At 68.2% G+C, this 23,017-nt stretch carries 18 protein-coding genes; 8 read left to right on the top strand and 10 right to left on the bottom strand.

The window, feature by feature from the left end; all coding sequences use genetic code 11:
- The first annotated feature begins 200 nt into the window (after positions 1-200).
- Genes AC3EF3_RS12325 through AC3EF3_RS12335 form a run of 3 tightly spaced genes read left to right on the top strand, consistent with a single transcriptional unit; the run spans position 201 to position 2,985 of the window.
- The gene (locus AC3EF3_RS12325) at positions 201-1,214 is read left to right on the top strand and encodes a TRAP transporter substrate-binding protein (RefSeq protein ID WP_488532443.1); all 1,014 of its coding nucleotides are present in this window, start codon (positions 201-203) and stop codon (positions 1,212-1,214) included.
- The gene (locus AC3EF3_RS12330) at positions 1,211-1,696 is read left to right on the top strand and encodes a TRAP transporter small permease (protein WP_488532444.1); all 486 of its coding nucleotides are present in this window, start codon (positions 1,211-1,213) and stop codon (positions 1,694-1,696) included. Before AC3EF3_RS12325 ends, AC3EF3_RS12330 begins: the two co-directional genes overlap by 4 nt.
- Positions 1,693-2,985, top strand: coding sequence for a TRAP transporter large permease (locus tag AC3EF3_RS12335; RefSeq protein WP_488532445.1), 1,293 nt, complete (start codon positions 1,693-1,695; stop codon positions 2,983-2,985). Before AC3EF3_RS12330 ends, AC3EF3_RS12335 begins: the two co-directional genes overlap by 4 nt.
- Here AC3EF3_RS12335 and AC3EF3_RS12340 read toward each other — a convergent pair.
- The 3 genes from AC3EF3_RS12340 to AC3EF3_RS12350 are packed head-to-tail and all read right to left on the bottom strand — an operon-like array spanning position 2,954 to position 5,979.
- Positions 2,954-4,222, bottom strand: a complete 1,269-nt coding sequence (locus tag AC3EF3_RS12340) for a mechanosensitive ion channel family protein (protein WP_488532446.1) — start codon at positions 4,220-4,222, stop codon at positions 2,954-2,956. The genes AC3EF3_RS12335 and AC3EF3_RS12340 overlap by 32 nt on opposite strands.
- A gap of 7 nt (positions 4,223-4,229) precedes the next feature.
- Positions 4,230-5,024 (bottom strand): enoyl-CoA hydratase, encoded by a 795-nt coding sequence (locus AC3EF3_RS12345; protein ID WP_488532447.1) that lies wholly within the window; start codon positions 5,022-5,024, stop codon positions 4,230-4,232.
- Between the two features lies 1 nt (position 5,025).
- Positions 5,026-5,979 (bottom strand): histone deacetylase family protein, encoded by a 954-nt coding sequence (locus AC3EF3_RS12350; RefSeq protein ID WP_488532448.1) that lies wholly within the window; start codon positions 5,977-5,979, stop codon positions 5,026-5,028.
- A 48-nt stretch (positions 5,980-6,027) separates the two neighbouring features.
- Between AC3EF3_RS12350 and AC3EF3_RS12355 the strand changes: the two genes are divergently transcribed.
- The 4 genes from AC3EF3_RS12355 to mltB all read left to right on the top strand — a co-directional run bounded on the left by AC3EF3_RS12355 (position 6,028) and on the right by mltB (position 11,102).
- Positions 6,028-6,948 (top strand): AAA family ATPase, encoded by a 921-nt coding sequence (locus AC3EF3_RS12355; protein ID WP_488532449.1) that lies wholly within the window; start codon positions 6,028-6,030, stop codon positions 6,946-6,948.
- Between the two features lie 2 nt (positions 6,949-6,950).
- Positions 6,951-7,931, top strand: a complete 981-nt coding sequence (locus tag AC3EF3_RS12360) for a DUF58 domain-containing protein (RefSeq protein ID WP_488533783.1) — start codon at positions 6,951-6,953, stop codon at positions 7,929-7,931.
- A 64-nt stretch (positions 7,932-7,995) separates the two neighbouring features.
- A complete protein-coding gene (locus tag AC3EF3_RS12365; RefSeq protein ID WP_488532450.1) occupies positions 7,996-9,999 on the top strand; it encodes a transglutaminase TgpA family protein in 2,004 nt (667 codons plus the stop codon).
- Entirely contained in the window at positions 9,999-11,102 is a 1,104-nt protein-coding gene (gene mltB / locus AC3EF3_RS12370; RefSeq protein WP_488532451.1) for a lytic murein transglycosylase B, read from the top strand. Before AC3EF3_RS12365 ends, mltB begins: the two co-directional genes overlap by 1 nt.
- Before the next feature lie 3 nt (positions 11,103-11,105).
- Here mltB and AC3EF3_RS12375 read toward each other — a convergent pair whose 3' ends face one another.
- The 5 genes from AC3EF3_RS12375 to AC3EF3_RS12395 all read right to left on the bottom strand — a co-directional run bounded on the left by AC3EF3_RS12375 (position 11,106) and on the right by AC3EF3_RS12395 (position 18,339).
- Positions 11,106-11,720 carry a TMEM175 family protein gene (locus tag AC3EF3_RS12375; RefSeq protein ID WP_488532452.1) on the bottom strand — a complete coding sequence of 205 codons (615 nt, stop codon included), beginning with the start codon at positions 11,718-11,720 and terminating at the stop codon, positions 11,106-11,108.
- A 55-nt stretch (positions 11,721-11,775) separates the two neighbouring features.
- Positions 11,776-13,440, bottom strand: coding sequence for a tetratricopeptide repeat protein (locus AC3EF3_RS12380; protein ID WP_488532453.1), 1,665 nt, complete (start codon positions 13,438-13,440; stop codon positions 11,776-11,778).
- A 17-nt stretch (positions 13,441-13,457) separates the two neighbouring features.
- Positions 13,458-14,417 (bottom strand): alpha-E domain-containing protein, encoded by a 960-nt coding sequence (locus tag AC3EF3_RS12385; RefSeq protein WP_488532454.1) that lies wholly within the window; start codon positions 14,415-14,417, stop codon positions 13,458-13,460.
- A gap of 2 nt (positions 14,418-14,419) precedes the next feature.
- Complete coding sequence (locus AC3EF3_RS12390; protein ID WP_488532455.1) at positions 14,420-15,916, bottom strand: circularly permuted type 2 ATP-grasp protein; 1,497 nt, start codon at positions 15,914-15,916, stop codon at positions 14,420-14,422.
- A 65-nt stretch (positions 15,917-15,981) separates the two neighbouring features.
- Positions 15,982-18,339 carry a DNA internalization-related competence protein ComEC/Rec2 gene (locus AC3EF3_RS12395; RefSeq protein ID WP_488532456.1) on the bottom strand — a complete coding sequence of 786 codons (2,358 nt, stop codon included), beginning with the start codon at positions 18,337-18,339 and terminating at the stop codon, positions 15,982-15,984.
- Positions 18,340-18,436: 97 nt separating this feature from the next.
- Here AC3EF3_RS12395 and AC3EF3_RS12400 point away from each other — a divergent pair, with 97 nt between their 5' ends.
- Positions 18,437-21,805, top strand: coding sequence for a transglutaminase family protein (locus AC3EF3_RS12400; protein ID WP_488532457.1), 3,369 nt, complete (start codon positions 18,437-18,439; stop codon positions 21,803-21,805).
- A gap of 183 nt (positions 21,806-21,988) precedes the next feature.
- Here AC3EF3_RS12400 and AC3EF3_RS12405 read toward each other — a convergent pair whose 3' ends face one another.
- Together AC3EF3_RS12405 and AC3EF3_RS12410 are read right to left on the bottom strand one after the other, a co-directional pair.
- A complete protein-coding gene (locus AC3EF3_RS12405; RefSeq protein ID WP_488532458.1) occupies positions 21,989-22,264 on the bottom strand; it encodes a hypothetical protein in 276 nt (91 codons plus the stop codon).
- Positions 22,265-22,359: 95 nt separating this feature from the next.
- On the bottom strand, positions 22,360-22,920 hold the full coding sequence (locus tag AC3EF3_RS12410; RefSeq protein ID WP_488532459.1) for a GspH/FimT family pseudopilin: 561 nt from the start codon (positions 22,918-22,920) through the stop codon (positions 22,360-22,362).
- Positions 22,921-23,017: the final 97 nt, after the last annotated feature.

Raw genomic sequence — 23,017 nt, forward strand, 5'->3', positions numbered from 1 at the left:
CGGGGGCATCCGGCAAAAAAGAACGCTCGTTCGATTTTGATTATAGGCAGCGCTTCGGCGCTTGTTAGGGCGTTCGCTCGAGCCGCTGTCCGCAGGAAGACAGTTCGCCAACCTCGCGGTCGGTGAATCCGGGTAAGTCAGGACCGTGGCGTTCGAGACGCGACCTTACATTCGTCCGCATCCATCAGAAGGAGTTGTCGATGAAACGAATTGCCTTCGCTGTCGCGGCGGGTGCCGCCTTCGCCGCCGCACCGGCCTGCGCCCAGACCGTGCTCACGGTGTCGAGCTGGGTTCCGCCGACCCACGCGCTCAGCATCGCGCAGAAGGAATGGTGCGACCTGGTCGAGAAGAACTCGTCCGGCAAGGTCAAGTGCAACGTCCTGCCGCGCGCGGTCGCGAACCCGCCCGGCACCTTCGATGCGGTGAAAAACGGCCTGGCCGACGTGTCGTTCACCGTGCATGGCTACACGCCGGGGCGCTTCGTGCTCACGCAAATGGCCGAGTTCCCGTTCCTTGGCAACGGCGCCGAGCCGCTGTCGGTGGCCTTCGACAAGGTGGCGAGCAAGCATCCCGAATTCGCGGCGGAGCACCAAGGCGTGCACGTGATCACGTTCTTCACGCACGGCCCGGGCATGCTCATGAACACGAAGCGCCCGGTCACGAAGGTGGATGACCTGCAGGGCCTGAAGTGGCGCGTGGGCGGCGGGATGGTCAACGAAATCGTCAAGACGCTGGGCATGAACGCGACGCTCAAGCCCGCGACCGAGAACTATGAGCTGCTGTCCAGCGGCGTGATGGACGGCACCTTGCTGCCGGCCGAGTCCGCCGAGTCGTTCAAGATCGACAAGCTGATCAGGTACGTGACGACCTTCCCGGGGGGCCTGTACAACACCAGCTTCGTCTTCATGATGAACCAGGGCAAGTACGACAAGCTCGGCCCCGCCGAGAAGAAGGCCGTGGACGCCGCCTCCCACGAAACCGCCGCGCGCATCTTCGGCCGCAACTGGGAGAAGGTGGACCGCCGGGCGACGGCGCTGATGCAGGCCAACGGCACGCAGATCACCAAGGCCGACGCGAAATTCGTGTCGGACGTCAAGGCCAGGACCGCGGGCCTGGAAGACAGGTGGGTCAAGGACGCGGAGGGCAAGGGCCTGAAGAACGCCGCCAAGGTGCTCGCCGACTTCCGTGCGGAGATCGCGAAGCAGGAGAAGTGAAGAAGACGCTCGAAGTGCTGAGCGGCGCGCTCGCCGCCGGTGCCCTTTTCGCCATCATGGCGCTGACGTTCCTGGACGTCCTCGGCCGCAAGCTCGCCAGCAACTCCATCCGCGGCTCGCTCGAGCTCACCGAGCTCTTGATGGTCGTCGTGATCTTCGCGGCCCTGCCGCTGGTGTCCCTGCGCGGCGAGCACGTGCTGTTCGACTCGCTCGACCGCTACTTGCCCGAAACCGTGCTGCGCGCCCAGAAGGCCATCATCCACCTGCTGCTGGCGATCCTGTTGCTGGCGCTGGCCGCCCTCATGTGGCGCACTGCAGGCGAATTCCTCGCCAGCGGCGAAACGACCGCGCAGCTGCACGTTCCCAAGGCACCGTTCATCTACGGAATGGCCGTGATGTGCGGCCTGGCCGGCCTCGTGCACGTCGCGCTGATCTTCCAGCCGCCGCCCGAGCTCGCCGAAGGCGAGGGAACGCCGCTGTGATCGAGGCGCTCACGGGCTTCGCGCTGGTCTTCCTTCTCGCCCTTTTGCGCGTGCCGCTGGCCTTCTCCATGGGCCTGGTCGGCCTCGGCGGCATGGCCCACCTGCGCGGGCTGGACCCGGCGCTCGCCAGCGTCGCCCAGGTCGTGCACGAAACGGGGTTCGCCTACACCCTCTCGGTGATCCCCCTGTTCATCCTGATGGGCAACTTCGTCGCGCGCGCCGGGCTGGCGCAGGAGCTGTTCCAGGCCGCCTACGCCTTCATCGGCCACGTGCGCGGCGGCCTTGCGCATGCCACGGTGGCCGCCTGCGCGGGCTTCGGCGCCATCTGCGGCTCCTCGATCGCGACCGCAGCGACGATGGGCAAGGTCGCCTACCCCTCGATGAACCGGCTCGGCTACAGCGACGAGCTGTCCATGGGGGTGATTGCCGCAGGCGGCACGCTGGGCATCATGATCCCGCCGTCCACCATCATGGTGATCTACGGGATCATCACCGAAACCAACATCGGCAAGCTGTTCGCCGCCGGCGTGCTTCCCGGCCTCCTGAGCGCGCTGCTGATGATGCTGGGCATCGCATGGATCACCTGGCGCGATCCGGCGCATGCTCCACCGGGCGAACGCAGCACCTGGCCGCAGCGCTGGGCGGCCCTGCGCGGGATCTGGGGCGTGCTGGTGCTGGTCGTGGTGGTCCTGGGCGGCATCTACGGCGGCATCTTCACGGCCACCGAGGGCGCCGGGTTCGGCGCGGCGGGCGCGTTCCTGTTCGCCCTGGCGCGCCGACGGCTGTCCTGGCGCGCGCTGTACGAAGTGCTGGTCGAGTCCGCACGCACGACCGCGATGCTGTTCACGTTGCTCATCGCCGCGACCGTGTTCGCGAACTTCGTGAATTTCACGACCATGCCGGGCGACCTGAAGGACCTGATCACCGGCAGCGGCCTGTCGCCCACGATGGTGGTCGTGGCGATGATGCTGATCTACGTCGTGCTCGGCACGGTGATGGAAGAACTCACGATGGTGCTGCTCACCATCCCCTTGTTCTTCCCCGTGATCACGTCGCTGGGCTACGACCCGATCTGGTTCGGAGTGCTGATCGTCATGGTGGTGCAGATCGGGCTGGTGTCGCCGCCGGTGGGCATGAACATGTTCGTCCTCAACGCCCTGCTGCCCGGCGTCGGCCTGGGCGCGATCTACCGCGGCTGCTGGCCGTTCGTGTTCGTGCTGGTCGTGATGCTCGCGGTCCTCATCGCCTTCCCGCAGCTCAGCTTGTGGCTGCCGTCGCTGATGGGGTAGCGTCGCTGCGCAGGTGCACCACGCGTTGCGGGAACGGGATGTCGATGCCCGCCGCGCGCAGGCCCTGCAGGAGTCGCAGGTTGATCTCCGACCTGACGTTCAACTGCCCGTTCGCCGGGTCCTGGATCCAGAAGAACAGCGAGAACTCCAGGCCGTCGGCGCCCAGGCGAACGAGGTGCGCCACGGGTGCGGGATCCTTCAGCACACGCTGGGCGGCCAGCGCGGCATCGCACAGGATGCGCTGCACTTGCGCCGGGTCGCTGTCGTATCCCACGGTGACGTCGGTGGACAGCAGGATGCGCGGATCGGCGAGCGACAGGTTCTCGACGCGCTCGGTGATCACCTTCTCGTTCGGCACGATGGATTCGCGCCCATTCAGGGCGCGGATCAGCATGTAGCGCGTCTTGATGTCGGTGACCACGCCCTCGAAGCCGTCGATCTTGATCGTGTCGCCGATGCGCAGGCTGCGTTCGAAGAGGATCACGAAGCCGCTGATGTAATTGGCCGCGAGCTTCTGCAGGCCGAAGCCGAGGCCCACGCCCAATGCGCCACCGAGCACCGACAGCGCCGTGAGGTCCACGCCCACCGCCGACAACGCGAACAGCAGGCCCACCAGCAGGAGCGTGGCGCGGATCGCGTTCGCTGCCATCTTGCGCAGCGACAGGTCGGTGACCGTCTCGCGAAGCACCTTGCGCTCGAGCGTCGCGGAAATCCACAGCGCGATCACCATCACCACGCCGGACGACAGCACGCCCTGCACGATGGCCAGCAGCGACACCCGGGTCTTGCCGAAGACGAAGTGCACCGCCTCCATCTGCTCCATCACCTCGGGCAGCAGGCCGACGATCCACAGGACGGCGGCGATCCAGGCGAGCCACGAGAACAGGCGCTCCATCAGGCGCGCGAAGCCGGATGCCGGGAACACCACCGTCAGCACGCGCGCGAGGAAGCGGATGCCCGCCAGCGAAATCAGCACCGGCACCGCGATGCGCAACAAGGCCGCCGGCTGCTGCTGCGCGAAGTACAGGAAGGCGCCGTACGTGAATGCCAGCGCCAGCAACGGGAACAGCACGCCGTCCACGATGGCGCGGCCGAACAAGACGGAATCGCCCGCCACCCGCCGGCCCATCAGCCAGCAGATCGCATAAGCAAGGAGCAGGCAGCCCAGCAGTGCGGCGACTTCCCAAGGCACACCCGGGTGGCCCAGGTCATGGACCAGCTTGTCGAGTTCGATCATCTTCGGATTACGGCTTCCAGGCCGGCTTGCGCTTTTCCGTGAACGCCTTGAAGCCTTCCTGCGCGCACGAGTCCATCATGTTCACGGCCATCGTCTGGTTGGCAAGCTGGTACGCCGCCTCGATGCCCATCTCGCGCTGGCGGTACACGAGCTCCTTGCCCATCGCGATGGCGGTGCGCGGCTTGTCGAGGATGCTGGCCACGAGCTTGCCGATCTCCGTATCGAGCTGGTCGGCTGCGACGACGCGATTGACCAGCCCGCGCTCGAGCGCCTGCTGGGCGGTGATGAACTCGCCCGTCACCAGCATCTCCATCGCCTGCTTCGGCGGCACGTTGCGCAGCAACGGCACGCTGGGCGTGGAGCAAAAGAGGCCGTAGCTCACGCCGCTCACCGCGAACTTCGCTTCGCTCGAGGCGACCGCCAGGTCGCATTGCGCCACGAGCTGGCAGCCCGCCGCGGTCGCGATGCCGTGCACCCGCGCGATCACGGGCACGGGCAACTTCATGATGGCCAGCATCATGCGGCTGCACTGGTCGAACAGGTGCCGGTAGTACTCGAGCGAAGGGTTGTCGCTCATTTCCTTCAGGTTGTGGCCCGGGCAGAACGCCTTGCCCGCGCCGGCGATCACGACCGCCCGCGCGCCCTCGTCGTCCTTGACGCGATCGAGTGCCGCCTGCAACGCGGCCAGCATCTCTTCCGACAGCGCATTGAAGTTCGCCGGGCGGTTCATCGTGAGCGTGATGACGCCGCGGCCGTCGCGCTGGTACAGCACGGCGTCGGTGACGGGCAAATCGTTCTTCATGTCAGAGGTCCGCGAGGACGCGAACATGGGCCTCGACACTGCGCCCCAGGGCATCGAGGTTGTAGCCGCCTTCCAGCGACGAGACGATGCGCCCCTTCGCGTGCTTCGCGGCGACGTCCTTGACCTTCGCCGTGATCCACTGGTAGTCGGCTTCGACCAGCCCGAGCTGGCCCAGATCGTCTTCGCGGTGGGCATCGAAGCCCGCGCTGATGAGGATCATCTCCGGCTCGAATTCCTCCAGGCGCGGCAGCCAGGCGGCGTCGACCAGTTCGCGGATGGCCATGCCGCGCGTGTACGCGGGCACGGGCAGGTTCACCATGTTCCTGGCGGGATGCTCGGTGCCGCTGTAGGGATAGAACGGGTGCTGGAACAGGCCCACCATCAGCGCATGCTCGTCGCCGGCGAGGATGTCCTCGGTGCCGTTGCCGTGGTGCACGTCGAAGTCGACGATGGCCACGCGCTGCAGGCCATGGCGACGCACCGCATAGCGCGCGCCGATCGCCACGTTGTTGAAGATGCAAAAGCCCATCGCATGGTCGCGGCAGGCATGGTGGCCCGGCGGGCGCACGGCGCAGAACGCGTTCTCCAGCTCGCCCGCCATCACGGCGTCCACGGCCGCAAGCACGGCGCCGGCCGCTCGCAGTGCGGCATCCCAGCTGTAGCGGTTCATCGCCGTATCGGGGTCGATGCGCGCGTAAGGCCGGCCGCCGGCGGCGACCTCCTCGGCGAGCCGGTCCGCCAGCCCGCGCATCGCGGCGATGTGCATGCGGTCGTGCGCCAGCTCGATGTCGCCCAGGGACGCGAGCGGTGCCTCGCGGCGGTCCAGTGCATCCATGACCCCGCTGGCGATCAGCCGGTCCTCGATCGCGGCCAGCCGCTCGGGACATTCCGGGTGGCCGGGCCCCATCTCGTGGCGCCGGCAATCCTCGTGCGTGAAATAGCCCGTCTTGTTCACGTGTCTCGCTCTCTGCGGCGCCCTTTTTGAGCTATGGTCTGGCCTCACATGGAAGCACAACAAAAGCTCAAGGCGCTCCTTGACCAGCTTAACACGGTGGTCGTCGGAAAATCCGGCCAGGTGCGCGACTGCGTGGCCTGCCTGCTGGCGGGCGGCCACCTGCTCATCGAGGACGTGCCCGGGGTCGGCAAGACGACGCTGGCCCACGCGCTCGCGCGCTCGTTCGGCCTGCATTTCTCGCGTGTGCAATTCACGGCGGACCTGATGCCCAGCGACCTGTCCGGCGTGTCGGTGTACGAGCGCGGGAAGGAGGCTTTCGTCTTCCATCCCGGCCCGGTATTCGCGCAGGTCCTGCTGGCCGACGAGATCAACCGCGCCAGCCCCAAGACGCAGAGCGCCCTGCTGGAAGCCATGGAAGAGCGCCAGGTCACCGTCGAAGGAGAGACGCGCGCGCTGCCCTCGCCTTTCTTCGTGATCGCCACGCAGAACCCGCACGACCAGCTGGGCACCTTCGCGCTGCCGGAATCGCAGCTCGACCGTTTCCTGATGCGCATCTCGCTGGGCTACCCCGACCGCGCCGCCGAGCGCGAACTGCTGGCCGGCGCGGATCGCCGGGGCATGGTCGAGGCGATGCGCAACACGCTCACGCCGGTGGACCTGCAGTTGCTGCAGCAGAAAGTGATGCAGGTGCACGCGGCCGAGCCGCTGCTGAACTACGTGCAGGATCTCGTCGCCGCGACGCGTTCGGGGCGATGGTTCCTGCAGGGCCTGTCGCCGCGCGCCGGCATCGCCGTGGTCCGCGCGGCGAAGGCCCAGGCCATGCTCGGCGGTCGCGACTACATCGCGCCGGATGACGTGCAGTCGATCCTGCCGCAGACGATCGCGCACCGCCTGATCCCGGCCGGCGATGCGGGCCGCGGCCCGGTCGAACAGGTTCGCGCGATGATGGAGGCTGTTCCCCTGCCGTGAACATGACCCCGACGCTGACGCTGAACCCGATCGCCTACACGCGGCAGCGGTTCCGCGAATGGTGGCAGGCGCGGCTGCCGCTGTCCGACACCACGACGCTCACCCAGCGCAACGTCTACATCCTGCCCACGCGCGCCGGGTTCATGCTCGGCGCGACGCTGCTGGTGCTGGTGATCGCGTCGATCAATTACCGGTTGAACCTCGGCTACCTGCTCACGTTCCTGCTCGCGGGTTGTGCGGTGGTGGGCATGCACGTGTGCCACGCGACCTTGCGCGGACTCACGATGAACCTGATGGCGCCGGACCCGCAGTTCGCGGGCGCCAGCGCCATGCTGCGCATCGTGCTCACGAACGGCCGCAAGTCGGTGCGCCACGGCATCGGGCTGGCGGTGCTCGATTCGACTGTCGACGACAAATGGGTGTGGACCGACGTTCCGGCCCTGGGCAGCAGTACGGTGAACGTGGCCTTCAGGCCCGGGCGCCGCGGGCTGCATCGCGTGCCTCCGCTGACGGCGGAAACCCGCTTTCCCCTCGGCACCTTCCGCGTGTGGACGGTGTGGCGGCCTGCGGCGCAGGTGCTCGTCTACCCGCAACCCGAGGCCTTCCCGCCGCCGCTGCCGCCGGGCGAGCCGCGCGCCGGCGGCGCCGCGCGCTCGCGCCTGCAGGCCGGCGGCGAATTCGACGGCGTGCGTTCCTACCGCCGCGGCGATGCGCTCAAGCTGGTGGTGTGGAAGAAGGCCGCCAAGACCGGCGAGCTCGTCAGCCGCGACGCCGAGCAGGCGCAGCGCTGGGAGCTGTGGCTCGATTTCCAGCGGGCCGGCACCAGCGATATCGAAAAGCGCCTCTCGCGCCTGGCCGCGTGGGTGCTGCAGGCCGATCGCCTCGGCATGGAATACGGCTTGCGCCTGCCGGGGGTCCAGATCGCGCCGGCCAACGGCGAGGCGCACAAGCGCCGCTGCCTCGAGGCGTTGGCCGTATGTTGACCCCCAACGGCAATGCCGTACCCCCCAAGGGGGCGCGCGCTCTAGAGGCGGCTCGTCGAGCGCTATGCTGACCCGGCTCGAAGCCCTGCCGCGCGACACGCGCGACACACTGTTCCTGCTGGCCGTCATCGGCTGGATCATGCTGCCCCAGCTCGCGCACGTGCCGTGGTGGTGCGGCGTCCTCGCGATCGGCGTGCTGGCATGGCGCGGCTCGCTCGCCCTCGCATCCAAGCCGCTGCCCGGCAAGGGCTGGCTCATCGCGCTGCTGTTCATCGCCGTGGCGGCGACGGCCTTCACCTACCGCACGGTGCTCGGGCGCGATGCCGGCGTGACGCTGATCCTCGTGCTCCTGGCACTGAAGACGCTGGAGCTGCGCGCGCGGCGCGACATCTTCGTGGTGTTCTTCCTGGGCTTCTTCATGATGCTCACCGATTTCTTCTTCTCGCAGTCGCTCACGACGGCGGCGGCGATGCTCGTTGCGCTGCTCGGGCTGCTCACGGCGCTCGTCAACGCGCACATGCCGGTGGGCAAGCCGCCCCTGGCCGAAGCCGCGCGCACGGCGGGGTGGATGACGCTGCTCGGCGCGCCGGTCATGGCCGTGCTCTTCGTGCTGTTCCCGCGGCTCGGGCCTCTTTGGGGCACGCCCAGCGATGCGATGGCCGGCCGCACCGGCCTCTCGAACACGATGCAGGTGGGCAACATCGCGACGCTGGCCCTGGACGACAGCATCGCCATGCGCGTGAAGTTCGAGGGCCGTGTGCCCGCGCAGCGCGAGTTGTATTTCCGCGGCCCGGTGCTGTCCACCTTCGACGGGCGCGAGTGGCGGCCGCTGCAATCGCGGCTCGCTCCCCTGGCGGCGCCGGCCGGGCCCGCGGCGCAGCTGCAAGTGTCCGGCGAACCGGTGCGCTACGAAGTCACGCTGGAGCCGAGCAACCGGCTCTGGATCATGACGCTGGATGCGGCACCCCGCCCGCCGCGCGTGCCGGGCTTCGAGCCCGTCATGACGGGCGAGCTGGCGTGGATGGTCAACCGCCCGGTGGTCGACCTGCTGCGCTACAAGGCCGAGAGCTACACGAATTTCCGGCACGGCCCGCGCAGCATCGCGGCGCTGCCGCCCGAGTACCTGCTGCTGCCGCCCGGCTCCAACCCCCGCACGGTGGATCTCGCGCGCCAGATGCGCGCGGACCCGCAACTCGCACGCGGCGGCGCCCCGGCGCTGGTGCGCGCTGCGCTGGAGCGACTGCGCACCGGCGGCTACCGCTACACGCTGGAACCGGGCGTGTACGGCGACAACACCGCCGACGAATTCTGGTTCGACCGCAAGGAAGGCTTTTGCGAACACATCGCGTCCGCCTTCGTCGTCCTGATGCGCGCGATGGACATCCCGGCGCGCATCGTCACCGGCTACCAGGGCGGCGAAATGAACAGCGTCGACGGCTACTGGATCGTGCGGCAAAGCGATGCCCATGCGTGGACCGAGGTGTGGCTCGCCGGCGAGGGCTGGGTGCGCGTCGATCCCACGGGTGCCGTCATGCCCGGCCGCATCGGCTCCTTGCAGCGGGTGCAGGCGCGGCGGGGCGCATTCGCCGCCGCCTTCGGCGACGTGACGCCCGGACTCGCCGAAGGGCTGCGTTCGGCGTGGGAAGCCGTCAACAACGCGTGGAACCAGCGCATCCTCAATTACACGCAGAGCCGCCAGCTGGACCTGCTCAAGGACATCGGCTTTTCCACCCCGAGCTGGGAAGACCTCGCCTATGTGCTGATCGGGCTGATCGTGATCGTGGCGCTGGGCGGCGCGGCCTGGACCCTCTGGGATCGCCGCGAGCACGACCCTTGGCTGCGGCTGCTGCACCGTGTCCGCCGGCGGCTGGCGGCGCAAGGCATGGCACTCGCACCGGCCGCGCCGCCGCGGCAAATGGCGACGATCGTGACATCACGGTACGGGAAAGCGGGTGCACCATTGGCGCATTGGCTGCTCGAGCTCGAAATGCAGCGCTATGCCCCGTCCTGCGCCACCAGTGTGCGCGCGTTGCAACGAAAGCTCCGACAGATTCCCTGGCCCGCCTGATGTCCGCCGTATTTCGCCCTGCCTTCCTCCCGCTCGCCATCGCCGTCGGCCTCGTCACGGCCGCGGAGCCCGCGGTGGCGGCCAACAAACCCACGCGCATCAAGACCAGTGCGACCGCGTCCCCGTACCGCGGCGTGCCTTACGCCAGCCGCGAGGACGCGCTGCAGTGGGCCGATGAACTTGCCGAGCGCCGCGGCCTCGATCGCTCATGGGTGCGCGCCGCCGTCGAGCACGCGCAGATGCTGCCCGTCGTGGTACGCCTGATGCAGCCCGCGCCCCCGGGCCAGCCCAAGAACTGGGAGGTCTATCGCAGCCGCTTTGTCGAGCCGATCCGCATCGCCGCGGGCGTGCGGTTCTGGAAGGAGAACGAGGCGACGCTCGCCCGCGCGCAGCAGGACTTCGGCGTGCCGCCGGAAATCGTCGTGGGCATCATCGGCGTCGAGACGATCTACGGCCAGCAGATGGGCAACTTCCGCGTGCTGGACACGCTGGCGACGCTGTCGTTCGATTTCCCCCAGTCGCATCCGCGCGCGGCCGAGCGCACGAGCTACTTTCGCAGCGAGTTCGAGCAATTCCTGGTGACCCAGGCCGAGCGCCAGGGCGACCCGCAGTTGCCGCTGGGCAGTTACGCCGGCGCCATGGGCATGCCGCAGTTCATGCCGAGCAGCTGGGCGAAGTGGGCGATCGATTTCGACGGCGACCAGCGCGTCGACCTGCGCGGCAGCCCCGCCGACGTGATCGGCTCGGTGGCGAACTACTTCTGCAGCTACGGCTGGCAGCCCGGCGTGCCCACGCACTACCCCGTGAGCTTCGACCCGGCGCGGCTGGACATCGAGGCGCTGCTCGCACCCGACATCCTGCCCACCTTCAGCCCGGAGAAGTTCACCGACCTGGGCGCGGTGCTGGATACGCCCGGGCGCGAACACCCGGGCAAGCTGGCGCTCATCGAACTGCAGAACGGCGAGAACCCGCCGCAGTACGTGGCCGGCACCGAGAATTTCTACGTGATCACGCGCTACAACTGGTCCAGCTACTACGCGATGGCGGTGATCGAACTGGGCGATGCAGTGAAGGCGGCCCTGGCGGCGGAGCGCGGCTCCTGATCCCTAGCGCGACCCGTTGGGCGACGCGTGATGATGCGCCGGGTGCATGCCGATCGCCCGTTCGATGCGCCGGTCGGGCACGAGCCACACCAGCGCGACGAGCACGTACAGCGCTTGCGCGACCCAGGGCAGGAAGAAGGTCGAGGCGATCGCGGTGATGTACGCAAGCGGCGAGAGCTTGCCTTTCCAGTCGAAGCCCACCGCAGTCTTCAGCAGCGAATCGGGCCCGTCGCACGCGATGATCGCCTGCTGGAGGAGCCAGTAGGCGATCGCCGCCATCAGCAGGACCAAGCCGTACACCGCCGAGGGCCACGCCGCGAAATGGTTCTCGCCCATCCAGCCCGTCGCGAAAGGCATCAGCGACAACCAGAACAGCAGGTGCAGGTTGGCCCACAGCACGCCGCCGGACACCTGGCGCGCCGCATGCAGCATGTGGTGGTGGTTGTTCCAGTAGATCCCGACGTAGACGAAGCTCAAAAGGTAGCTCAGGAACACCGGGATCAGCGGCTCGAGCACGTCGATCGTCGCGCCGTGCGGCACCTTCAGCTCGAGCACCATGATCGTGATGATGATGGCGATCACGCCGTCGCTGAAGGCCTCGAGTCGCTGCTTGCCCATGGCCCGTTTATACAACCGCGCCGGGAACGGTCCGCCCGAACCGACCGCCTGATCGTCAGGTGATGCGCGTCCCGGCCAGCCGCTCGCCGAGAGCAGCCATCACGCGCTGCACGTGCGCCGGGCGCGTCTCGCCGAACCTGCGCCTGAAGAGGCGCATCGTCGGGTACCAGGGAGAATCCTCGCGATCGACCAGCCAGCGCCAGTCGGCGTTCGGCGCCAGCAGCACCCACACTTCCCTGCCCATCGCGCCGGCCAGGTGCGCTATGGACGTATCGACGGTGACGACGAGATCCAGGTTCTCGATCATCGCCGCGCTGTCGGTGAAGTCCCGCCAGTGGGCCGTGAGATCGACGAGCTGCCCGGCATCCGGCGCCACGTCGGTGAACACGCCGCACTCGCCCTTCTGCAGGCTGAAGCATTGCAGTTCGGCCCTCTCCAGCAGCGGCATCAACTGGCTCAGGCGAATCGCCCGGTTGTTGTTGTTCACCTGCCGCAGCGAGCCGGACCAGGCGAGGCCGAGGCGCAGTCGCTCTTCGCGCGCCGGCATGCGCTGCGCCCATTCCCGCACCTTCGCTTCCGGCGCACGCAGGTAAGGCACGGACGCGGGAATGGTGGCCAGCGTCGTGCCGTAGTGCATCGGCAAGTCGAGCAAGGCGACGTGGTAGTCGGCCTGCAGGACGCGATCGGTCGTGAGGCACAGGACGCCCGGCAGGCTGTGTTCGACCAGCGGCACCAGCTCGGGCTGGATCACGCCGGACACGGTCGCGCCGTCGGCCTGCAGCTCGCGCGCATAGCGCATGAACTGGATGACGTCGCCCAGGCCCTGCTCCGCGTACACGGCGATCCGCTTGCCCTGCAGCGGCTGCGCCGTGCGCCCGCGCCATTCCAGCTCGGGGTTGAAGAAAGCGGGCCGCTTCATGCGATCGGTGTCGCGCCAGCGGCGGGCGTAGAACTTCCAGCCCTCTTCCAGCCGCCCGGCGGCGAGCAGCGTGAAGGCGAGGTCGATTTCCGCCAGCGCGAACTCGGGCAGCAGCTCGAGCGAGCGGCGCAGGTGGCGCTCGGCTTGCTCCAGGCGTTCGAGATTCAGGTGGGCCGTGCCAAGGATGCGCACCGCATGCGCGTTGTCCGGCGCGAGTTCCACCGCCTTCTGCGCGTGCACGAGCGCGCCGTCGAAATCCTCGATGCGCCACAGCACGCCCGAGAGGTCGACATGCGCTTCCATGAAATCGGGCTTGCGAGCGAGCGCGCGGCGATAGGCATGCACCGACTTCTCGACGGCACCCGTGTGCTCCAGGCAGAACCCGTAATTGAGCACCACCGTGGAGTCGTCGGCGCGCAGGTCCTGCAGGCGTTCGAATGCGGGCAGCGCCTGCGCGTAGGACTTGCGCCGCAGGTGGTATTCGCCGGCCATCAGCAGCAGCGGCACGTCGTCGGGATTCGCCGCGAGCGCCGCAACCAGTAGCGGCTCGATTTCCGCCTCACGCTGTTGCGCGGCCAGCAAGCGCGCCAGCTCCTGCCACAGCGCGGGACGCTGGGGCGCGACGCGGCAGGCATCGCTCAACCACGCGGCCGCGGCCCAGCCGTCGCCGATGCCGTTGAAGGCCTGGACCAGCCCGATGCGGGGATCGACGGCGAGCGGCTGCGCGCGCAGGGCGACGGCGAAGGCCTGCACGGCCTCGTGGAATCGCCCCCCTTGCAGCAGGGCGACGCCCTGCTCCATCGGATTGGGGTTCGTCGTCAAATCGTGGCGGGAATCAGGAAGTCCCGGCTGATGCGCCCGCCCAGCTCGTTCACGCGATCGAGGAACTGCGTGAGAAACGCGTGCAGGCCGGTGGCCAGGATCTCGTCGATGCTACCGTACTGCAGTTCGGCCCTCAGTCTGCCGGCGCGCCGCTGCGTTTCGGACGACTGGTCGTTCGCCACGGCCGCGAGGTTCGAGACGACCTCGTTCATGCTGGCATGCAGCGAGCGCGGCATGTCCGGCCGCAGGATCAGCAGGTCCGCCACGCGCTCGGGCTTGATCACGTCGCGGTACACCTTGCGGTAGATCTCGAAGCCGGAGACGGAACGCAGGATCGCGCTCCAGTGGTAGAAGTCGTACTCTTGGTCCTTCTCGCTGGCGGCGCCGAAGAAGTCGCTCTGCACCGCGTGGAACTTCACGTCGACCAGCCGCGCCGTGTTGTCCGCGCGTTCGAGGAAGGTGCCCAGGCGCATGAAGTGCAGCGCCTCGTCCATCAGCATCGTGCCCACCGTCACGCCGCGCGACAGGTGCGAGCGGAACTTCACCCATTCGAAGAACTGGCCCGGGTCGCGCTCGAACTCGCCGGAGCGGATCATGCGGTTCACTTCCAGCCAGGTCTGGTTCTGCGTCTCCCAGGCTTCGGTGGTGAGCGAGCCGCGCACCGCACGGGCGTTCTCGCGCGCCGCCTTCAGGCACGAGACGATGGACGACGGGTTGCTCTCGTCCTTGACCATGAATTCCATGACCCGCGCCGGCGTGATGTCGCCGTGCTTGGCCTGGTAGGCGGGCATCAGTTCGCTGATCGACAGCATGCCCTGCCACCCGACCTGGGCGACGGCGGCCGATTGCGGCAGCAGCGAGGTCTGGTAATTGACGTCGAGCATGCGGGCGGTGTTCTCCGCGCGCTCGGTGTAGCGGGACATCCAGAAGAGGTGATCTGCCGTTCTCGAAAGCATGGTCACTCCTCCAGCACCCAGGTGTCTTTCGTGCCGCCGCCCTGCGACGAGTTCACGACGAGCGAGCCGGCCTTGAGCGCCACGCGCGTGAGGCCGCCGGGCACCATCTGCACCTCCTGGCCCGACAGCACGAACGGGCGCAGGTCGATGTGGCGCGGCGCGATGCCGGCATCGACGAAGGTCGGGCAGCTCGACAGCGAGAGCGTCGGCTGCGCGATGTAGCCCTCGGGCCGGGCGATCAGCGCCGCGCGGAACTCCTCGATCTCCTTCTTCGTGGAAGCCGGGCCGACCAGCATGCCGTAGCCGCCGGCGCCGTGCACTTCCTTCACCACGAGGTCCGGCAGGTTGTCGAGGACGTATTTCAGGTCCTCGCTCTGGCGGCACATGTAGGTCGGAACGTTGTTCAGGATCGGCTTCTCGCCCAGGTAGAACTCGATCATCTTCGGCACGTAGGGGTAGATCGACTTGTCGTCGGCCACGCCCGTGCCGATCGCGTTGCAGATCGTGACGTTGCCCGCCTGGTACGCGTCCACGAGGCCGGGGCAGCCGAGCGTGGACGTCGGACGGAACACCGACGGGTCGAGGAAGTCGTCGTCCACGCGCCGGTAGATCACGTCGACGCGGCGCGGCCCGCGCGTGGTGCGCATGTAGACGAAGCGGTCCTTCACGAACAGGTCCTGGCCTTCGACCAGCTCCACACCCATCTGCTGCGCGAGGAAGGCATGCTCGAAGTACGCGCTGTTGTACATGCCGGGCGTGAGCACCACCACCGTCGGGTCGGGCGCGCCCGGCTGCGCGCAGGAGCGCAAGGTATCGAGCAGCAGGTCCGGGTAGTGCATGACCGGCGCGACCTTGTGCATCGAGAACAGGTCGGGGAAGAGCCGCATCATCATCTTGCGGTCTTCCAGCATGTAGCTCACGCCGCTGGGCACGCGCAGGTTGTCCTCCAGCACGTAGTACTCGCCCTCGCCTTTGGCGTTGGGCGCGCGCACGATGTCGACGCCGGCGATGTGCGAGTACACGCGGTGCGGCGTGTAGATGCCTTTCATCTCCGGCCGGTACTGCGCGTTGTTCAGGACCTGGTCGGCCGGCACGACACCGGCACGCAGGATCTCCTGGTCGTGGTAGACGTCGTGCAGGAAGCGGTTGAGCGCCGTCACGCGCTGCACCAGGCCCCGCTCCATCGCGGCCCATTCACCCGAGGGAATGATGCGCGGGATCAGGTCGAAAGGGATGAGCCGCTCGGTGCCCGCGCCGTCCTCGTCCTTCGCCCCGTAGACCGCGAAGGTGATGCCCACGCGGCGGAAGATCATCTCCGCCTCTTCGCGCCGCGCCCGCATCACCTCCTGAGGCTGGCGGGCCAGCCATTCGGCATAAGCGCGGTAATGGTCGCGCACGCCCTGGGCCTGGACCTGGCTTTGCCCGCCGGGGCCCTGCGCCTGGAACTGCAGGTCGCCGCCTTCGGACAGCAGGGAGAGCATCTCGTCGAATTTCTGCATGGCGGCGGATCGGGAAACGTTGACCACAGGATAGCAATTTCCAGGCCGTGCGACAGGCCTTTCGGTCAAGGCGCGCGATGCATCCAGTAGCGGCGTGCCTCGTCGCGCTGGCAGGCGACGCGATCGGGCTGTGCCGACGACCAGCGCGCCGCCCCGCAATGCGGCGAGTCGATCACGGAAATGCCGCGCTCGCGATAGCGCTCCATGACGGGCGGCGCCGGGTGGCCGAAGCGGTTGCGGTAGCCCGCCTGCACGAGGGCGAACGCCGGGTGCACGGCGTCGAGGAAGGCGCTGGTCGACGAGGTCTTGCTGCCATGATGCGGCACGAGCAGGAGGTCGGACTTCACCGGGGCATCGGCTGCGACGAGCCGCGTCTCCTGCGCCGCTTCGAGGTCGCCGGCGAGCAGCGCCGTGCGTGCGCCGGTCGTGATGCGCAGCACGCAGCTCATGGTGTTGGGCTTGGCCGGCGCGCCGTAATCGGCCGCCTGCGGATGCAGCACGAGGAAGTCGACGCCGTCCCAATGCCAGTGCGCGCCCGCAATGCAGCGCTCGGACTTGCGGATCGACTGGAGCTCGTGCGCGTCCTCGAGCGAACTCGTGAGCGCAGCCTGGGGTTGCATCGCCAGCACCGCCGTCGCGCCGCCGGTGTGGTCGGCGTCGCGGTGGCTGAGCATGACGAGATCCACGCGGGCATCGAGCGCCCGCAGCAGCGGCACCAGCACGCGATGGCCAGCATCGCTTTCGGTGCTGTATCGGGGCCCCGTGTCGTAAACCAGCGTGTGGCCGGCCGTTCGCACCAGGAGCGCGTTGCCCTGCCCGATGTCGGCCGCGAGCACTTCGAAATCGCCCGGCGCGGGCCGCGGCGCTTGCCACAAGAGCACCGGCAGCACCAGGGGAATGCCCAGCAGGCGCACCGGGACCGGCAGCTTCATCGCCAGCAGCAGGCCTCCAGCCACGCCGCATGCCCCGGCCCACAAAGGGGCCGCGGCCATCGACAGGGTCGCGAACGGCAACGAGGCCAGCCACTCGAGGTAAAGCTGCAGTGCCTGCAAGGCACCCGCCGCCGCGGCCCACAGCGGATGGAGCGCGACCCCGCCCATCGCGAGCGGCGTCACGACCAGCGTGACCCACGGGATCGCGATCGCGTTCGCGAGCAGCCCCACGACGGAGACCTGCCCGAACAGCAGCAGCGTCAAGGGCGTGAGGGCGATGGTGACGACCCATTGCTCGTGCAGCGAAGCGCAGACGCTCTGCACGATCTTCGCGCGTGGGGACGCCGGCTTCGTTGGCGATGCGCCCGGGTCGGTCGCGAACAGGACCCCGACGGCGACGAAGCTCAGCCAGAAGCCCGCCTGCAGCATCGCCCAGGGATCGATCAGGACCACCACGGCGCACGCCAGCAGCCAGACCTGCGGCCAGGGCCAGCGCCGGCCCGACAGGCGCAAGGCACCCACGGTCGCCAGCATCCAGATCGTGCGCTGGGCCGGGACGCCCCAGCCGGAGAACAGCGCATAGGCCGCGGCCAGCGCGATGCCGCCGACCAGCGCGGCGTGTTGTGCGGGCCACCCGAGGCACAGGCGCGAGCTGCGCCGCCACAACCAGCCCACCATCAGGGCGGCGGCCCACGCGAACATGGTGATGTGCAGGCCCGAGATGCTCATCAGGTGGGCAACGCCGGTTGCACGGAAGACATCCCAGTCGCCGCGCTCGATGGCGTTCTGGTCGCCCGCGACCAGCGCCGCCAGCACGCCGGCGGTCTTCCGATCGGACACCTGCCTGAACACCGCGTCGCGCACGGACTGGCGCGCACTTTCGACCGGATGCCGCCATGTGTCGGCCAAGCGCTCCGGTACCGGATCGTGCGGGCCGCTGCGCACATAGCCCGTCGCCTGCAGGCCCTGCTCCCACAGCCACAGCTCGTAATCGAAGCCGAAGGGGTTCACGTTGCCGTGCGGCGCCTTCAAGCGCACGTTGAAGCGCCAGCGCTCGCCCGCATGCAGCTCGGGCACACTGCGCGCGAGGTCCATGCCCCCGGCATCATCGATGGCCGCTGCACCGTACCAGCCCAGGTAGATCTGCGGCGGCAGGGTGGACGGCCCTTCCACCTCGAAACGGAAACGCAGCCCGGTTTCGTTGCGCTGCGGCATGGCCGCGATCACGCCGATGACGGGGATGTCCCGGCCTTCGAGAGCGGGGGTCAGCGCGTGCGATTGGAAGGCGATGGCCCGCAGGCCCGTGAGTGCGAAGGCGACGAGGGTTGCGCCAGCGAGTGCCCTCACTCCAGCTTTCCGCCACAGGGAGAGGGCCGACCCCGCCAGCAGCACGCCGCCGTACCACCACCCCGGCCAAAGCTCCGGCTGCTGCAACTGCCATGCCGTACCCGCCGCGATCCCGAGCAAGGTGGGCGTGAGGCGGCTTCGCATGGACCCTGACAACGTTCGGCAGCCGCGAACGGCGGACACGCAGCGAATTCATGCGCATGACGCGCCGGCGGGCCCCACTCTTGCTAGCATGGGCCTCATGTCGATCCATGCCGCACTGAGCCACGTCACCCACTACAAGTACGACCGGCCGGTGCAGCTGGGCCCGCAGGTGGTGCGGCTGCGGCCGGCACCGCACACGCGCGGCAACGTGATCTCCTATTCGCTGAGGGTCGAGCCGGCGAAGCACTTCGTCAACTGGCAGCAGGACCCGTTCGCCAACTACCAGGCGCGCCTGGTCTTCCCGGAGAAGACGACCGAGTTCAAGGTAACGGTGGACCTCGTCGTCGAGATGGCGGTCTACAACCCCTTCGATTTTTTCCTCGAGCCGGGCGCCGAGAAATTCCCCTTCAAGTACGAGCCGCTGGTCGCGCAGGAGCTCGCGCCGTATCTCGCCACCGATCCCGTGACGCCGCTGCTGCAGGACTACCTGCGCAAGATCGATCGAACCGAGCGCGCCACGATCGATTTCCTGGTGGACGTCAACCGGATGCTCCAGCGCGACATCAAGTACCTGATCCGCATGGAGCCCGGGGTGCAGGCGCCGGAGGACACGCTGGCACTGGCCAGCGGCTCGTGCCGAGATTCGGGCTGGCTGCTCGTGCAACTGCTGCGGCATTGCGGGCTGGCCGCGCGCTTCGTCTCCGGCTATCTGATCCAGCTCACGCCCGACGTGAAGGCCCTCGACGGCCCGAGCGGCACGTCGGTGGATTTCACCGACCTGCACGCGTGGTGCGAGGTGTATTTGCCGGGCGCCGGCTGGATCGGGCTCGACCCCACCTCGGGCCTGCTCGCCGGCGAAGGCCACATTCCGCTCGCCTGCACGCCGCAGCCCTCGGGCGCCGCGCCGATCGAAGGCCTCGTCGACGAGGCGAAGGTCGAGTTCGCGCATCGCATGCAGGTCACGCGCATCTACGAATCACCGCGCGTCACCAAGCCCTACACCGAAGAACAGTGGGCCGAGGTCCTCGCGCTCGGCGACGCCGTGGATCGCGACCTCGTGGCCGGCGACGTGCGCCTGACCATGGGCGGCGAGCCCACTTTCGTCGCCGTCGACGATCGCGATGCGGCCGAATGGAATACCGACGCGCTCGGCCCGACCAAGCGCCTCTGCGCGACCGACCTGGTGCAGCGCCTGCGCGCCGAATACGGTAACGGCGGCTTCCTGCATTTCGGGCAAGGCAAGTGGTACCCGGGCGAGCAGTTGCCGCGCTGGGCGCTGTCGATCTACTGGCGCGCCGACGGCCAGCCGTGCTGGCGCGACGCGTCGCTCTTCGCGGACGAACGCGAGACCCATCACTACACGAGCGAGGACGCCGGCCGCTTCATCCGCACGCTGGCGGGAAAGATCGGCATCACCGGGAAATACATCCAGCCGGGCTACGAGGACGTCTTCTATTACCTGTGGCGCGAGCGACGCCTGCCGGTCAACGTCGATCCGCTCGACGCGCGCCTGGACGACGAGCTCGAACGGGCCCGGCTGCGCCGCGTGTTCGAACAGAAGCTCGGTGCGGTCGTGGGTTATGCGTTGCCGCTGGAGGCCAGTGCCGAGTCGCCCGCGCTCGCCGGCGTGACCTGGACGACCGGGCCCTGGTTCTTCCGCGACGAGCGCATGTACCTCGTGCCGGGCGATTCGCCGATGGGCTATCGCCTGCCGCTGGATTCGCTGCCGTGGGTGTCACAGGCGGAGTACCCGCACCTGTTCGCGCAGGACCCGTTTGCGCCGCGCGAGCCGTTGCCGGTGAACGTGGCGTTTCAACCGCGCGGGCGCGAGGCTGAAACTGCCGAACATCGTTTGCCGTCCCGCTTCGAATCCGCCCGCGATGTCACACGCACCGCCCTGTGCGTCGAAGCTCGGGACCCGCAGCGCGCCAACGGCCCGAAGGCCGAGCGCGAGCACGGCGGCCAAAGCGGCGCGCTCTATGTCTTCATGCCGCCGCTTGCACGCCTGGAGGATTACCTGCAGCTGCTCACGGCCGTCGAGAACACGGCGCGCGAGCTGCAGGTGAAGATCGTCCTCGAGGGGTATCCGCCGCCGCGCGATCCGCGCCTGAAGCTGCTGCAGGTCACGCCCGATCCCGGCGTGATCGAAGTGAACATCCATCCGGCGCAGGACTGGAAGGAGCTGGTGCAACACACCGAGTTCCTGTACGACGCGGCATGGCAATCGCGCCTCTCGGCCGAGAAGTTCATGACCGACGGCCGCCACACCGGCACGGGCGGCGGCAACCACTTCGTGCTCGGCGGCGCGACGCCGGCCGATTCGCCCTTCCTGCGCAAGCCCGAGCTGCTCGCGAGCCTGCTGCTCTTCTGGCACAACCACCCGGCGCTCTCGTATCTGTTCTCGGGGCTGTTCATCGGCCCGACCAGCCAGGCACCGCGCCTGGACGAAGCCCGCAACGACCAGCTCTACGAGCTCGAGATCGCGCTGGCCGAGATCGAACGCAGCCGCGCGATCCACGGGGAGGCGATGCCGCCCTGGCTGGTGGACCGCACCTTGCGCAACATCCTCGTGGACGTGACCGGCAACACGCACCGCAGCGAGTTCTGCATCGACAAGCTCTATTCGCCCGACAGCGCGACCGGGCGCCTCGGCCTGCTGGAACTGCGCGCGTTCGAAATGCCGCCGCATGCGCGCATGAGCGTGGTGCAGCAGTTGCTGTTGCGCGCCCTGGTCGCGCGCTTCTGGCGCCAGCCCCGCCGCGCGCCGGTCACGCGCTGGGGCACCGTGCTGCACGACCGGTTCCTGCTGCCGACCTTCCTCTGGATGGACATGAAGGACGTGCTCGCCGAACTGCGCGAGGCCGGCTACGCCTTCCGCGACGAATGGTTCGCACCGCACTTCGAGTTCCGTTTCCCGCTGTTGGGCAGCGTGCAATCGGGCGGCATCGAACTCGAACTACGCAACGCACTCGAGCCCTGGCACGTGATGGGCGAGGAAGGCGCGATCGGCGGCACGGTGCGTTACGTCGACTCCTCGCTCGAGCGCATCGAAGTACGCGTGACCGGCCTCAACGACAGCCGCCATGTCATCACCGCGAACGGCCGCCCGCTGCCGCTGCAGCCGACGGGCACGGCCGGCGAATTCGCCGCCGGCGTCCGCTACAAGGCCTGGGCCCCTCCTGCCGCGCTGCATCCCACGATCGGCGTGCATGCGCCGCTCGTGTTCGACATCGTCGACACCTGGATGAAGCGCTCGCTCGGCGGCTGCCAATACCACGTCGCGCATCCGGGAGGCCGCAACTATTCGACCTTCCCGGTGAATTCCTACGAAGCCGAAAGCCGGCGCCTCGCGCGCTTCTTCCGCATGGGCCACACACCCGGCGCGATCCGCGTCGCGCAGGCCACCGTCGATGTCGCGGCAAGCAGGGAATTTCCGTTCACGCTGGACCTGCGTCGTCCAGGTTGAGGAGATCACGGCGGGGCGCGATATCCACCGCCGCTGTGGATAACCCTGTTGGTTTGTGGCGGGCGTCCGCGCCGGACGCAGCATTCATGCGGCCTGCGCTGGCGTGCCCGCGAAACGGGCAACGGTAAGCATGCCATCGCGGTTGTGTACTTGACAAACGCCAGGCATCGCGCTTGGGGAGCATCACTTGCTCGTCGTGCCGGACGCGCCCATCTGCTTTTGCTGCTGCTCCTGTTCCTTTTCCTTCGCCGTCTTCACGTCGACCTTCGGCACTTCGATGGTCTTCTTCTCGGTCTCGACGGTCTTGGGCACCGAGACTTCCTTCTGGGTCTTGCCGACCTTGACGTCGGGCGGGGTCACCTCGTATTTCCCCTCCTGCGTTTTCTTGACGTCGCAGCCGGAAAGGCCCAGCGCACCGGCCGCGATGAGCGCACTGGCAAGCATGGTGGTCTTGAACATGGGAACTCCCTGTCTGGTTTGGACAGGACCATTCTTGGGGCCGGGATCCAGCGCAACTGTAGGAAACGGGCTGGTCCGTTTGTGGGGCTCACCGGTCAAACGCATTGCTCCACCTGCGCCTTCTGCACGCGCGGGCGGCCCGCGGAACTGATGACGATCTGGCGCGCCTCTTCGCGCTGCAGCGACGGATTGCACAGGGTGATGGTCCCGGCCTGGAAAGCTCCGCCGGCCAGCCTGGCCTCGCCGGTCGGTGTGTACGAGACGTACTTGGCGACGTTGAGGTTGCCCGACAGGTGCAGGTCGTCCGACATGGCCTGGGCGCGCAGCAGCATCTCCTCGCCGAGGTCGCGCGCGCCGTTGTGGTTCGTGTCGTGGAAGATGATCCAGCCCTGCTCCCAGCCGCCCGATGCCGCGCACCGGTTGCCGTCGGCGGATTTGCACAAGGTCACCCGGCTGTTGCGTCGTGCGGCCTCGCTGCGCGCGAGAAGGATGCTGGCGAACAGGTCGTTGGTGGCGGACGTGAGCCGGGTCGACCGGATGAGGCCGGTGAACGCCGGTAGCGCGATGCCCGCGAGTATCGCGGCAACCGCCAGCACCGTGACGAGTTCGACGAGGGTGAAGCCGCGGGTGGGGCGGGGAGCGACGGGTGTGTTCATGGCCGGAACGATAGGTTCCGGCTCGCCGCCCCAGGCGGGAAGTACTACCCGCTTTCCTGCGAAATACCTCGCACCAAAGACAAAAGCCGGTAGTCCA

The organism is Ramlibacter sp. GS1-15 (assembly GCF_057785015.1).